The following is a 14,399-nucleotide window of genomic DNA, read 5'->3' on the forward strand; positions in this document are numbered from 1 at the left end:
CCAAAACAACCCCGAAGCCCATATGGTTGGGACGGGGCAGCACTGCCCCTGACGCCGCCTACTGAGGAGAGCACCCCAATGACCCCCACCGAAACCCGCGCAGGGCTCGCTGTCGCGACACCGATCGTCGAGTTCGCAGAGGAAGCGCTCGCCGCAGACCGAGCTTCGGGAGGCGCCATCACCGATAAAGCGTTCTGGGAGGGGGCTGCTGCGATCCTCGCTGACCTCACCCCCGAGAACGAGCGGCTGCTTGCCCGCCGTGACGAGCTTCAGGCCAAACTCGACGAGTATCACACCGCGAACCCGGGCCAGCCGGAGCCTGCGCAGTACCGGGCGTTTCTCACGGAGATTGGGTACGTCGAGCCGGAGCCGGCTGTTGTTACGGTGACCACTGACCGCGTTGACCCCGAGATCGCACGGCTCGCGGGCCCGCAGCTTGTCGTGCCGCTGCTCAATGCCCGGTTCGCGCTGAACGCGGTCAACGCGCGATGGGGGTCACTCTACGACGCCCTCTACGGCACCGACGCCATCTCGCGGGAGGGCGAGCTCGCCCCGGGCAACACCTACAACGCTGCCCGCGGGGCGGCCGTCATCGCTGAGGGGCGGCGGCTCCTCGACGCGCACGTTGCTCTCGCGAACGGCTCCCATGTCGACGCGACGGGGTACTCAGTCGTTGACGGTGCGCTCATCGTCACGCTGAAGGACGGCAGCCAGAGCGGGCTCGCAGATCCCGGGGCGTTCGCCGGATACCGGGGTGACGCGGCCGCGCCCGAGCGGGTACTCCTCACCCACAACGGGCTGCACATTGACATCGTCGTCGACCGAACGGGAACAAACGGTGCGACCGACGCCGCAGGCATCGACGACATCGAGCTCGAATCTGCGCTCACCACCATCATGGACCTCGAAGACTCGGTCGCTGCTGTCGACGGCGACGACAAGGCACTTGGATACCGCAACTGGCGCGGGCTGATGGATGGCACACTCGCCGAACAGGTATCGAAGGGTGGCGAAACGTTCACCCGCACCGCAAACCCCGACCGTGAGTACACCGGCCCAAACGGTGAGGCGCTCGTGCTCCCCGGGCGGTCGCTGCTGTTCGTGCGAAACGTCGGGCACCTCATGCGCACCCCTGCGGCCCACGACGCGGCAGGCGCCGAGGTTTTCGAAGGGATCCTCGATGCGATCATGACAGCTGTCGGATCGCTCGCCGAGCTGCGCGGGTCGGCGAAGGGGCGCAACTCGCGTGCAGGCTCGATGTACATCGTGAAGCCGAAAATGCACGGCTCCGCCGAGGTTGCGTTCGCCGCGAAGCTGTTTGGCAGGGTCGAAGAGCTTCTGGGCCTGCCGGCGAACACCCTGAAAATCGGCATTATGGACGAAGAACGCCGAACCTCGGCAAACCTCGCAGCCTGCATCGCCGCCGCACGTGAGCGGGTCGTGTTCATCAACACGGGCTTCCTTGACCGCACCGGCGACGAGATCCACACGTCCATGCGGGCGGGTGCAATGTTGCCGAAGGGCGCCATCCGCGAGCAGCCCTGGCTGCCGACCTACGAGGCACGAAACGTCGCCATCGGCGTCGACTGCGGCCTCGATGGGCGGGCCCAGATCGGCAAGGGAATGTGGGCGATGCCAGACCTCATGGCGGCAATGCTCGACCAGAAGATCGGGCACGTTCGCGCCGGCGCGTCGACTGCGTGGGTGCCGTCGCCAACGGCGGCTACGCTGCACGCCCTGCACTACCACCAGCAGGACGCCTTCGTTGCGCGCCGCGGGCTACCCGCGCTCGCGGCAGACAGTCTTGAGACGCTGCTGACGATCCCGCTCGCCCCCGCTGGGGGGCTCACGCCAGAGATCGTTGCGACCGAAGTTGAGAACAACGTGCAGTCAATCCTCGGCTACGTTGTGCGCTGGATCGATCAGGGCGTCGGTTGCTCGAAGGTGCCGGACATTCACGATGTCGGGCTGATGGAGGATCGCGCGACGCTGCGAATCTCGAGCCAGCTGCTCGCGAACTGGCTGCTCCACGACGTCATCACTCCGGAGCAAGTAGACGCAGCGCTTGAGAGGTGCGCCGAGATCGTCGACAGGCAGAACGCCGCAGACGGTACGTACGAGCCCCTCGTGGGCGGCACGGGTACTGCCTACGAGGCTGCCCGCCGGCTTATTTTGGAGGGTGCGGCCCAGCCAAACGGGTACACGGAGCCGCTCCTGCACGCGCTGCGGCTGCGCAAGAAAGCTGAGCTCGCAGGCGCGTAGCTTCGAGGATTCTGACAATCTGTTCGCGGTTGCCCCGCACCCCTGGTTTTCGGGGTGCGGGGCAACCGCGTTCTGGTGGCGCTCGCTCGAAAGCGATTTTGAGCAGGCATTTTTGTGCGTGTCTCGTGGCGCGGCCTGAGCTGTGCGTGCTTGGTGGGCGCTGCGGTCGAGGCCGAATCGGGTGACTACGCATGTGGGTTAAGTGTGCTGCAGTGCGGCACACCGGCCGGGAATCATGTAGGGTGAACCTCGAGCTGTGGTGTTCAATTACCGCACACGCTGTTCATTAAACGACAAAGGAGTCTCCTGGGTATGTCCTCCCACACTGCTGCGCCCACATCGCAGCGCGAGCTGCGGCGGGTCGCCGCCGCCACCGTCATCGGCACCACCATCGAGTGGTACGACTTCTTCCTGTACGCGAGCGCAGCAGGCCTCGTGTTCGCTGAGCTGTTCTTCAAACCTGCAGGCCCGCAGTTCGCAACAATCCTGTCGTTCGCGACAGTCGGCGTCAGCTTCCTGTTCAGGCCGCTCGGGGCGTTCCTCGCCGGCCACTTCGGCGACAAGATCGGCCGCAAGGCGATGCTCGTAGTGACGCTGATCCTGATGGGCGTAGCGACGACGCTCATCGGTGTCCTGCCGACCTACGCGCAGGTCGGCATGCTCGCGCCGGTGCTGCTCATGGTGCTCCGCATCCTGCAGGGGCTCTCAACGGGCGGCGAGTGGGGTGGCGCAGTGCTCATGGCTGTCGAGCACGCTCCCGACGGCAAGCGCGGACGCATGGGTGCGTTCCCGCAGATCGGCGTTCCGATCGGCCTGCTCCTCGCCTCGGGCGTGCTCGCGCTCATGACTGGCGTGATCTCGCCGGGCAACGCATTCCTTGAGTGGGGTTGGCGCGTACCGTTCCTGCTGAGCTTCGTGCTCATCATCGTCGGAATTGTGGTTCGCCGCTCGGTCGAGGAGAGCCCGGTGTTCACCGAGATCTCCGAGCGCAAGGAACAGACCAAGGCGCCCGTGCTGCAGCTCTTCAAGCGGCACTGGCTGCTCATCATTCTCGCGGCGCTTACGTTCGCAGGCAACAACGCTGCTGGCTACATGACGACAGGCGGCTACATCCAGAACTACGCGACCACCCCCATCGCTGACGGTGGCCACGTCGGCATGGACCGCACCGATGTGCTGATCGCAGTCGCGGCAGCATCAGTCGTATGGCTCATCATGACATTCGCCGCTGGCGTGATTTCCGACAGGATCGGGCGCAAGAAGACCTACATCGCCGGCTGGATCGCCTTCCTGGCAGTCATCTTCATCCTGTTCCCGCTCGTGAACACGGGCAATGTGTGGCTCCTGTTCCTCGGCCTGTCGCTGTTCGCGATCGGCAACGGACTCACGTATGGTCAGCAGGCCGCGTACTTCACGGAGCTGTTCCCAGCCTCCATCCGATACTCGGGCGTCTCGATCACCTACGCGATCGGTGCAATTATCGGTGGTGCGTTCGCTCCGATGATCTCGACGTGGCTTGTAGCAGCGACTGGCACTGCCACCTCGGTCGCCTTCTACATCGCCGGTGTGATGGTCGTCGCCTTCGTCGCGACGCTGCTGCTCAGGGACCGAAGCGACATTCCGCTCGGCCCCGAGCACGAAGAGGTCCAGCAGCAGGGCCACTTCGTGTGGGAGCCTGCCGCCAGGTACTAGCCCCTTCGGGGCCTGGGCCTGGGCTTGGGCGCCCCGCCCGGCCGCCACTCGATAACTTCCTTGCAAGACCACCCCTATCTGACAGTAGGTTTGGGGTGGTCTTGTAAGGAAGATCCTCTCTGGCCTGGCGCCCTGCGGCTGCCATGGCGACCGGTCTGCGGCCGCCATGGCGACCGGCTTGCGGTTTCCTTGACGCCTGGCCTGCAGGTCTACGGGAGCTGCTTCAAGAACCCCCGCGTCTCCGGCTCCAGGAGGGGACTCGGCAGCCCCGGTACCGCTACTCCGTGGGCTTTGAGATGTGTAGCGAAGCGGTCACGCGTCAACACCTCCCGCACGCCCCATCGGATTCCGCGCAGGTTCGTCGTCCCTGCTATCCAGTCGTGCCTTCGCTTCTCGGCGTATAGGAGTTCCGCGGTGGAATGACCGTCGCCCGCAGCTCCAACGTATTTCGATTTGCCATCGCACTCTCCCCAGAAACCGAGTTCGGGAGCGTAGAAGTCCACGAAGTACCGGTTGCCGTTGGGTGCTGGGACGGAGACTTGCGTTTCGACGGAAATCCCGAGCTGGAGAAATCGCAGCCGGCTGATGGTTTCGAGTGGCGATTCGGCCCGGGGGTCCGCGTGCTGTGCGAGTATCCGGACTGCCCGCACACCAGGTCGTCCAGCATGGGCGCGCGATCGGGCCTGCATTCGCGCGCGCCAGCCAGCCACCTGTAGGGCATCGACCTTTCGGCCAGTGGAAGCTGTCTCGTGTAGATGCGCGTCGGCCGCGACCAGGGCGACGCTGAAGGGTTCGGCTCTGGCGAGATCAAAGAGTGTTCGTTCTGGTGAGGTGTGGTGGAACTTGTCCAAGCTGGGAACAGGAGAAGCAGACACAACATCGTCGTCGTTCAGCATTGCCAGGTGGCGATGCCTCGTTGAGGTTGTCTTCCCCGTGCCGGGCACCGTGCTCATCGTGTGAACTTGACGCGGGTCACTCGGGGTCCTGGTCAACCACGCCGACCAGACAGGCCACCCATGGATCATGCTTGCGCTGCGGTGGGAGAACACTGGGGCAGAGCGCGATGAACGTTGCGCGGCGACGATTGCGATGGCGTGCTGCAACTCGGGCAATGCGTCGCGCCAGGTCGTCTGGCGCACGTAGTAGCCACGCCGCACTCGAAAGACCTCACCGACTCGTAGCATCGACGCAATGTCGCGCTCCCGTAGCCCACTCCGAAGGAGTTCGTGGGTGCGGATGAGGGCCGTTCCGGCGGTTTCGAAAAGTTGATTGGGAGACATCGAGCGAGCTTGACACGACTCAGGCGGTCGAGGGAGTGTCTGAGCAACGCGTGAACAACCTGCTGGCTGCGCCCCTCTGTGCCGGGTTGTGGGCGAAGCAGCGAGAGTTTGGCGTCGGTGCTTGTAGAGCTGGGCCAAGCACCAGGACGGGGCATGGACCTGCCCGGGTTCTGCCTGGGCTCTGCATGGGCTCCGCCTGGACTTCGCCCGGACTTCCCCCGGACTTCCCCCGGACTTCCCCCGGACTTCGCCCGGACTCCGCCTGGACTTCGCCCGGACTCTGCCCGCACTCTGCCCAGGCTCCGCCTATTCCTGCCGACCTTCCGCGGCCCGACCCCCGCCGACGTCCCCGCCGCGGAGCCCCATTCCCGCGCCAGAGCATCATTCCGAGGGTCTGTAAGGGGTCCTCCTGCGGGAGTAAGGCTGTTTGGCGGGCCGGCGAGTAGGCTTGGCGGGCCGGCGAGGGGGCTTGGCGGGCCGGCGAGTGGGCTTGGCGGGCCGGCGAGTGGGCTTGGCGGGCCGACGGGCGTGGCGCGCCGGCGCGGGCGTGGCCGACGGGCGAGCGGGCGCGGCGGCCAGGCGGACGGGCCCTTCAGCCGCCCTCGGCCTACTCGGCTGGGACGTCGAGCCCGTTCACTCGCTGCACCTCGCGCTGGTAGTCGGCGACAACCGAGCCGGACACCCGGCAATCCAGCACAATGGTGCCCTCCGCGCCCGCCGCTGTCCACGCACTGAGTGCCTCGAGGTCAGCAAGCGATTCGACGACAACTCCGGTCGCTCCGAGCGCCGACGCGACGCCCGCAAAGTTCACAGTCGGAATGAGCATCGGCGCCTTGTCGAGCCCCATCTCTCCGTACAGGTGTACTTCAGCGCTATACGCGCTGTCATTCCACACGACGATGACCTGGCTTCGTGCCGTTCGAATTGCGGTCTCGAGGTCGGCCAGTGCCATCAGCCCGCCACCATCACCCGTGGTGAGAACCACTGTCGAGTCTGGCGCGGCTGCGGCCACCCCGGGTACCGTGCAGAACCCGAGCCCGATTGTCTGGTAGGCGGTGCCGACCATGATCATGCGCTCAGGGGACGCGACGTGCCAGTACATGTTTGCCCAGCCGATGAAGTGACCGCCGTCGCTCGTGACGTGGCGGTCTTCGGGGAGTAGCTCGCCGATTCTGGCGGCGACGCCCCGCGGATCGAGGAGGCCGTCGGCGCAGAACTCGCTCTCGCCAGTGGGCCTCGACCGCAGCGTACCGCCGGGTTCAAGACCAGAGACCGTGTCGCGCCAGCCTGTCATTCGAGGTGTGTCGGCGAGCGCGGCCTGGATCGCGCGCAGCGTCTCGACGGCGCCGCCCTGCAGTAAGTGGTGCGTGATGGGGTGGACCGTCTTTGGGCCGCTCACCTGTTCAGTGTCGATCCGGAGCACCGTGGTGCCCTCCCCGAACAGCTCGCCAAACCGCATGGTGAACTGGTTGAGGCCAGCTCCGACGACAAGTGCGACATCGGCCTGCTGCAGAACGGCCATCGCCTCGGGCTGCCCGAACCCGCCCGCGACGCCGAGGTCGAACGTGGTCTCGGGGAAGATCCCTCGCGCGAGGGCTGTTGTTGCGGTGAGTGCGCCGAGCTTGGCTGCGAGCGATCCGAGTTCGGCGGCGGCGCCTGCGAGGTGCGCGCCATGGCCAGCAATGATGAGCGGTCGTTTCGCGCCGAGCAGCGCCTCGGCGGCGGCCTCGATGCGGTGGGGTGCCGGGACCGTTGAGGTTGAGACAATTGCGCCCGGCATCATCGCGGTCGGTGCAGGTGCGGTGGGCGCCGCGGGTTGAGGATCGGTGGCGGCAACCGAGACCGAGAGTTCCGCGAGCACCGCTGGGTCGCTCAGATCGATTTCCGTAGGAAGGGTGGAATGGGCGGCGGGCGCGCCGAAGGCGCCAGCGGTGTCGCTTGAGGCGATTGCGCCCGATCCCGCGCCCGGGCCGGGGTCCGGCTGAACGACCGAGGCGCCCACGAGGTCGTAGGGGAGTCCGAGCACTACGGGGCGTCGCATGCGAAGCGCGTAGCGGGTGGCCCTGTCGACCGTCTCGTCGACCCCGGCGACTCCGAGTGTGAACAGGCGCACGCCGACGGCGGCGCTCAGCATCTCCTCGTCAACGTCCCACGGGCGCGGCCCGCTTGACGGCGCATCGCCGACGACGACCAGCATGGGCGTGCGCGCCTGTGCTGCCTCGGCGAGGGCCGTCAACGTGTTGGTGAAACCTGCGCCATACGTGGTGGTCGCGATCGCAAGCTTGCCGCTCACGCGCGTGTATGCGTCGGCGGCGGCAACGGTTGCCGCTTCGTGTCTGACCGCTGTATAGCTCACGCCAGCCTGGGTGAGATTGTCAATGAGGTGGGCGTTGCCGTTGCCCATGAGGCCAAAACTCTGACCGGCGTGCCGAGCGAGTGCCTGAGCGGTGGCTGCGGCGAGCGAAACAGGGGTCGACGAACGGGTGTGAATGTGAGACATCTACGAATCCTTCATTGGATCGAGCGGTGAATGGTGACCGTGTATGTCTCGCGAGTGCTCGCAGCAGCGCCCCTTTTTCGGGTGCCTTACCCGGCGAAGCGGGTGGACACTGTGTAGTGTAGCGGATCGCAGCCGCGCCGGCTCAGCGGTAGCTTGCAAGCACCTCGCGTGCGGCGCGGTGCAGGCGTTGGGCGACAGCGTCGACCGATTCTGGCAGTCGGAAATGGACAATCGCGATTGCGGCGGGTGGCTCGCCGGGTATGCGCAGCGGAACGGCGATCGAGGTGACCCCGTCGATGACCTCGCTCTCGCTGAGTGCGTACCCGAGCGCCCGTGCCTCGAGCGCGGCCGGGCTGGTCTCGGCACCGCCGAGAGCCGCCTCGCGTTCGGCAGGGGAGAGTGTCGATTCGATTGCGTGGCCTGGGGCGCCGCGGTCCCATGGGTGGCGGACGCCAGGGTTTCGTGCGATGCTCGCGTCGACGTTTCCGGGTTCGACCGATGCGAGGGTGACGATGTCGCCGGCGTCGAGCACGGTGAGGAAAGCGGTCATGCCGAGGTCGTGTGCGAGCTCAGTAAGGACTGGGGCTGCTGCGGTGTTCAGGTGCGGCGCGACGCCGTGTGCAAGCGCAGCAATACGTGGGCCGAGACGGATAAGCCCAGCGTCGTCGCGAATCGCGAATCTGTGGTCTTCCAACGTGCGGAGGAGCCTGTAGGTGTTCGAGCGGTGCACGCCGAGTTCTTCGGAGAGGCGAGCGATTGAGATTGGGGATCCCGCCTCTGCCAGTATCTCCAGTGCCCGCAGACCGCGCGCGAGTGTCTGTGACCCCGCGGTCTGGGCCTGCGAACCTGCGGGAGTATTGGGGGCCAATGGCGCTCCTCTGTCTGTATCGGTCGGTTGATGTTGTGCGATGCGTCGCGCGCACATACACTGGTGTGCAGTATTCGAATTTAGTGTTCAAATAGCGAACACGGGGCTCTCGGGCACAATGAAGTGAGGTTCACGCATGCAGTTCCACCATCATGGCTATGTTTCCACGGATCCGCGCGTGCTGCCAGCCGCAGGCGTCGGGCTCGACCGCCCGGATGAGCTCCCAGATGAGGTAGACGTGCTCATTGTGGGCTCCGGCCCGGCTGGGATCGTCGCAGCCGCGCAGCTTGCGCAGTTCCCAAACGTCGTGACTCGCATCGTTGAGCGCCGTGACTCGCGTCTCGTGCTCGGTCAGGCCGACGGCATTCAGGCCCGGAGTGTCGAGACCTTTCAGGCCTTTGGTTTCGCTAGAAGGATCATCGATGAGGCCTACCAGATCACTGAGACGAACTTCTGGACGCCGGATCCTGAGAACCCCAAGCACATCGTCCGCAGTTCGGTCACTGATGACGACCCTGCGGGCATCAGCGAGTTTCCGCACCTCATTGTGAACCAGGCCCGAGTGATCGACTACTTCGCCGAGTATGCGCGCCGGGCCCCTGCGCGCGGCGAGGTCGACTATGGCTATGAGTTCGAAGGACTCGAAGTCGGGGCGGGGGAGTATCCGGTCGCAGTCACGCTTCGGGAGGTCACTGGCCAGAGCGGCGCGGGCATCAACGCCGAGGAGTCGGCCGACGCCGTTCGCGGCAAGACCCGCATCGTGCGCGCGAAGTATGTGATCGGTGCCGACGGGGCGAGCTCGCGCGTGCGGCGCTCGATCGGGGGATCGCTTTCAGGATCGACATCGATGCACGCCTGGGGCGTCATGGACGTGCTGGCGGTGACTGACTTCCCTGACATTCGCAAGAAGTGCATCATTCACTCCGAGGCGGGAAGCATTCTGCACATTCCGCGCGAGGGAAACCACCTGTGCCGGATCTACGTTGACCTCGGAGAGGTCGCGGAGGGGGATGATCGCAAGGTTCGCGATACGCCGCTCGAGGAGATCATTGCACGAGCGAATGCGATCCTCAGTCCGTACACGATTGACGTGCGTGACGTTCCCTGGCACAGCGTGTACGAAGTGGGCCACCGTCTTACTGACCGCTTTGACGACGCGGAAACCTCGCCCGATGGCAAGGGGCGCGTGTTTCTTATGGGAGACGCCTGCCACACGCACAGCGCGAAGGCTGGCCAGGGGATGAACGTCTCGATGCAGGACGGCTGGAACCTGGGGTGGAAGCTCGGCTACGTTCTTGACGGGCGCAGCCCAGAGTCACTGCTTGCGACCTACTCCGAGGAACGTCGCGTCACCGCCAAGAACCTCATCGACTTTGACCGCGAATGGTCGACGCTGATGGCGAAGAAGCCCGAGGAGTTCGACTCACCCTCGCAGCTTGAGGAATTCTACGTGCAGACGGCCGAGTTCCCGGCGGGCTTCATGACCGAGTACACCGAGTCGATGCTCACTGGCGGTGCGTCTCACCAGGCGCTCGCCTCCGGCTTCCCGATCGGCAAGCGGTTCAAGTCGGTGATGACGACGCGGGTTGCTGACGCGGTGCCGGTGCACCTTGGTCACCATCACCGGGCCGACGGCCGCTACCGTGTGTATGCGTTCGCCGATCGCTCGGGTGAACAGCTCGAGCGCTGGGCTGAATGGCAGCTCGAGAACGATGCCTCGCCGATCAAGCGATTTACCCCCGCGGGCGCAGACCTCGACGCTGTCTTCGATGTGAAGGCGGTGATGCAGCAGCCGCATCGCGAGGTGCGGATCGAGGAGCTCTCGAAGCTCTTCCTTCCGGCGTCGGGCCCGCTCGGCATGACTGACTACGAGAAGATCTACGCGGCGAACCCGGGTGAGGACATCTTTGATCTGCGCGGCGTGAGCCGTGATGGCGCGGTAGTCGTTGTGCGCCCGGATCAGTACGTCGCAGCGGTGCTTCCGCTTGACGCGCCTGAGGCGCTCGCGGAGTTCCTGTCGACGGCCTTCCTCGACCGCCGCTGAGGGGTGCAACGGGTGTGCGGGGCAGCGGCGACGCGCACCCGCGCGCGCCGCTAGAGCAGCTGGTGCTGCCTGCGTGCGATGAGCCCACGGAGCATGATCGCTGTTGACGTGCGGATCACGCCGCGGCACTTCATGATCTCCTGCGTCACGCGGTAGACGTCGTCGGCGTCGCGCGCGACGATCTCAATTGCGAGATCGCTCGGCCCCGAGACGGCGAAGCACTCGGTGATCTCGGGAATGAGCTCGAGGTCTGCGATCATGCCCTCGAGCTCTTCCTGATTCGCCTCAGCCGTAATGCGCGCTCGAAGTGGCCAACCGAGCGCCGGCGGGTCGAGCCTGAGCGAGTTCGCTCGGAGGGCGCCGGAGGTCTGGAGCTTGTCGAGGCGGGTGTGCACCGTGCCGCGCGCGAGCCCGAGCCGGTACGCGATGGCCTGCACTGTGGCCCGCGGGTCGGCGTCGAGGACCGTGAGGATCCGGCGGTCGGTGGCGTCAAGGACATGCATACTGTTCAAGGTAGTCCCACCTGGGCGGGAATTCATCGATCAAAACGATCAATAACTTGGATGCCACTTGTCGGATTCGCTAGCTGTCGATTGAATTCTCGGCATGACTAGTGCTTCTACCCTGACCGTGCCGCCCCTCACCGACGAGAGTGCGGCAACGGTGTTCCCGTTCCTTGACCACGAGAAGGTCAACATCTCGACAGGTGCCCGGTCGGGGCTCACGATTATCGTCGCCGTGCACAGCACGAAGCTCGGCCCTGCGCTCGGCGGCTGCCGCGTGTGGAGCTACAGCGGCTGGGGCGAGGCCCTCGCGGACGCGCTGCGGCTGTCACGCGGCATGACCTCGAAGAACGCGCTCGCTGGGCTCAAGCTCGGTGGCGGCAAGTCTGTGATCGTGCTCGAGCCAGGCCAGCAGCTCACCGGCGAACTGCGCCGCAACGCGTTCCTTGACCTCGGTGACGCCGTCGAGGCGCTCGGGGGTGCCTATCTGACGGCCGAGGACGTTGGCACGACTGCGGCCGACATGGCCGTCGTGTCTGAGCTCACCGAGCACGCGGTCGGGCTCCCTGCTGACAAGGGCGGCCTGGGCGATCCCGGCGCCTACACGGCCCGCGGCGTGTACTCCGCGCTCCGCGAGACGCTTCGCCGCACGCACGGCAGCACTGACCCGAAGGGGCGCAAGATCACCATCGTGGGCCTCGGCCACGTCGGGTCGGCGCTCGCCGAGCGCCTCGCCGCCGAGGGCGCGGTGCTCACACTTTCAGACATCAACGAGGCAAAGAGGGAGCTCGCCTCGGGGCTCGGAGCCGACTGGGTCGCGCCAGCGGACGCCCACCGCGTTCCCGCTGACGTGTTCATGCCCGCCGGTGTCGGCGGGATGCTCTCGCCGCAGGTGATTGATGAGCTCGAGGTTGCCGCGGCCGTCGGCCCCGCGAACAACCAGCTCGCTCAGTCTGACGGTGCCGAGCAGCTCGCTGCACGCGGCATCCTCTACGCCCCTGACTACCTCGTGAACGCTGGCGGCGTCCTGTACCTCGGCGCCGAGGGCGACACGATCGACGAGCGCATTGCGCGCATCGACGCGATCGGTGACACGCTCTCGCGAGTGTTCGACGAGGCAGAAGCTCGCGGCATCACCACAGTGGTTGCCGCAGATAACCTCGTGAACGAGCTGCTCGGCAAGTAGCGCTCTTCCACGGGACGTAGGCAACGCACTCGTTCGGCCACAAGCCGAACGGGTGCGTTGTTCTGTGCGACGAAGCACCTCAGGTGCTCTCGTAAGTGCTCACAACTTCCGAGGCCTGGTCGACCACTAGTCTGCTCAGTATGAGCACGCACAATATCGATGAAGATACACTCACCGCACGCATCAATGAGGTCGCCGAAGAGGCAGGGGTGTTCGCTTTCGCGCACGCTCGCGACATCGACACCGGCGTCGAAGTTGGGTTCAACTCAGACGCGCCGACAGTGACTGCGTCCGTGTTTAAGGTTCCGGTGCTTGTCGAGTATGTGCGTCAGGTTGCTGCGGGGGAGCTCGATCCTGCGACGCGCATCCGCGTCTCGCCAGCAGAGGCGACACTCGGACCGACAGGGCTGAGCGTATTCTCGGACGACGCCGACTGGTCGCTGCGCGACATCGCAACTTCGATGATCACCGTCAGTGACAACGCGGCAACAGATATCGTCACGGGACTGGTGACAGTGGATCGCGTCAACGCGACGATGCGCGAGCTCGGGCTGCCGGGTACACAGCTAACCGGCGATTGCGCTTTGATCTTTGAAGAGATCGCGAGAGATCTCGCAGCGGCGGGTATTGGCACGATCGACGGCATGGCAAGCGTCGACTACGAGACCGCTGCGACGTTTACCGCTGCGACGCCCGAAAAGACGAACCGCACAACGCCCCGCGAGGCTGCGTCGCTGCTGCAGCAGATCTGGACTGACGCAGCTGCGCCCGCGGAGGCGTGTGCTGAGGCGCGTCGAATCCTCGGTTTGCAGGTGTGGCCGCACCGGTTGAGCTCCGGGTTCCCGCGCGACGACGTCAAGATCTCGGGCAAGACAGGCACCATCGGCATGGTGCGCAATGAGATCGGCGTCGTCGAGTTCCCGGGCGGCAAGCGTCACGCGATCGCAGTTTTCCTCCGCGGAAAGACCCTGCAGTCACGAAACCCCGCGGCTGACCGAGCGATCGGCGATATCGCGCGCCTGCTCTCCGACGCGCTGGGGTAGCGGCTCGGGCGGCGGCTTGCAGCCCCGGAGCGCGAACACGAAATGGCCCGGGCCCCGTGAGGGGCCCGGGCCATTTCGTGTGGGGTGGCTAGCGGTTGATGAGCGGCAACATGCCGCGCAGTGACGCCGCAGCGAACTGGTAGCACGCGGTGATGAAGTTCACTGCCTCGCGCGGCGACTGCGCGCTCAGCTTGATCGTGCGGATTGCAGTCCGCTCAGCAGTTGGGATCATCTGCGCGAGCTCGGCGGAGGGGATGTTCGGCATGTCGATCTCAACCTCGATGACCTCGGGCACCGGCGCGAGCTTCAGCGAGCTCGCACCCTCGACCGCCCGCTTGGCCGCGTCGTGGATGAGGCGGCGCGATTCGGTGGGGGAGACGGAATCCGCCGCGTTGTAGCCGTGCGCCTCCTTCACGGTCACCGTCTCGATACCGGGCAGCGAGGTCGAGATGTCGGCGCAGATCACGTCGTCGCCGGTGAGCAGCGCGACGGGCACGCCCACCGCAGCGGCCTGCAGCGCGTTCACGTCTGCTTCTGAGACCGGCTTTCCGTTCACGCGGACCTCGTTGAAGAGCGAAGAATAGGTGTGTGCGATGACTCCTGGCCCGCCTGCGGCCGCGTGATAGCCGATGAACAGCGCAACGTCGTGATCCTTGTCGATGCCCTCGGCCATGCAGTCGACCTTTGGGCTTCCGAATACGACGCGGGCGCGCTGATCGAGATCCTCATGAATGAGGTTATCCATGGTGCCGTGGCTGTCGTTGATTGTGACCTCCGTCGCACCGCCCGCGAACGCCCCCTCGATTGCTGCGTTCGCCTCACCAGTCATGAGCTGCTGCGCGCGTGGGTAGCCGTGACCGCCTCGGACCACCTGGTCCATTGTGGCGATGCCTGCGACACCCTCCATATCGATTGAAATGTATACGCGCATGACAAACCTTTCAGTGGGAATGGGAACCGGCGGCGTCGCACCGTCGCGGAGCTCGTGGCCTCCAATCTCGAAGCATATGAGGTATCGCAA

The 14,399-nt window shown here is 65.6% G+C and carries 10 protein-coding genes; 5 read left to right on the top strand and 5 right to left on the bottom strand.

Features of this window, described 5'->3' with window-relative positions:
- Positions 1-78 precede the first annotated feature (78 nt).
- Positions 79-2,262: a malate synthase G gene (locus KI794_RS05600; protein WP_119281423.1), complete on the top strand. Its 2,184-nt coding sequence runs from the start codon at positions 79-81 to the stop codon at positions 2,260-2,262.
- A 312-nt stretch (positions 2,263-2,574) separates the two neighbouring features.
- A complete protein-coding gene (locus KI794_RS05605; RefSeq protein WP_255809421.1) occupies positions 2,575-3,954 on the top strand; it encodes an MFS transporter in 1,380 nt (459 codons plus the stop codon).
- A 209-nt stretch (positions 3,955-4,163) separates the two neighbouring features.
- Here KI794_RS05605 and KI794_RS05610 read toward each other — a convergent pair whose 3' ends face one another.
- From KI794_RS05610 to KI794_RS05620, 3 genes are all read right to left on the bottom strand, one after another.
- A complete protein-coding gene (locus tag KI794_RS05610) occupies positions 4,164-4,850 on the bottom strand; it encodes a hypothetical protein (RefSeq protein WP_119281421.1) in 687 nt (228 codons plus the stop codon).
- Between the two features lie 991 nt (positions 4,851-5,841).
- Positions 5,842-7,734 (bottom strand): thiamine pyrophosphate-binding protein, encoded by a 1,893-nt coding sequence (locus KI794_RS05615; RefSeq protein ID WP_255809422.1) that lies wholly within the window; start codon positions 7,732-7,734, stop codon positions 5,842-5,844.
- Positions 7,735-7,876: 142 nt separating this feature from the next.
- On the bottom strand, positions 7,877-8,602 hold the full coding sequence (locus tag KI794_RS05620) for an IclR family transcriptional regulator (RefSeq protein WP_255809423.1): 726 nt from the start codon (positions 8,600-8,602) through the stop codon (positions 7,877-7,879).
- A 136-nt stretch (positions 8,603-8,738) separates the two neighbouring features.
- Here KI794_RS05620 and KI794_RS05625 point away from each other — a divergent pair, with 136 nt between their 5' ends.
- Positions 8,739-10,646, top strand: coding sequence for an FAD-dependent monooxygenase (locus KI794_RS05625; protein WP_255809424.1), 1,908 nt, complete (start codon positions 8,739-8,741; stop codon positions 10,644-10,646).
- 50 nt (positions 10,647-10,696) lie between these two features.
- Here the strand turns inward: KI794_RS05625 and KI794_RS05630 are convergent, their stop codons facing one another.
- A complete protein-coding gene (locus KI794_RS05630; protein WP_119282882.1) occupies positions 10,697-11,149 on the bottom strand; it encodes an Lrp/AsnC family transcriptional regulator in 453 nt (150 codons plus the stop codon).
- A 103-nt stretch (positions 11,150-11,252) separates the two neighbouring features.
- On the opposite strand from KI794_RS05630, the gene KI794_RS05635 reads away from it, so the two are divergent.
- Positions 11,253-12,335, top strand: a complete 1,083-nt coding sequence (locus KI794_RS05635) for a Glu/Leu/Phe/Val dehydrogenase dimerization domain-containing protein (RefSeq protein ID WP_255809426.1) — start codon at positions 11,253-11,255, stop codon at positions 12,333-12,335.
- A 140-nt stretch (positions 12,336-12,475) separates the two neighbouring features.
- A complete protein-coding gene (locus KI794_RS05640; RefSeq protein WP_255809427.1) occupies positions 12,476-13,378 on the top strand; it encodes a serine hydrolase in 903 nt (300 codons plus the stop codon).
- A gap of 88 nt (positions 13,379-13,466) precedes the next feature.
- Here the strand turns inward: KI794_RS05640 and KI794_RS05645 are convergent, their stop codons facing one another.
- Entirely contained in the window at positions 13,467-14,309 is an 843-nt protein-coding gene (locus KI794_RS05645) for a M55 family metallopeptidase (protein WP_255809428.1), read from the bottom strand.
- Between the last annotated feature and the right edge of the window lie 90 nt (positions 14,310-14,399).

It is taken from the genome of Leucobacter aridicollis (genome assembly GCF_024399335.1).
GTDB classification, from domain to species: Bacteria; Actinomycetota; Actinomycetes; order Actinomycetales; family Microbacteriaceae; genus Leucobacter; species Leucobacter aridicollis_A.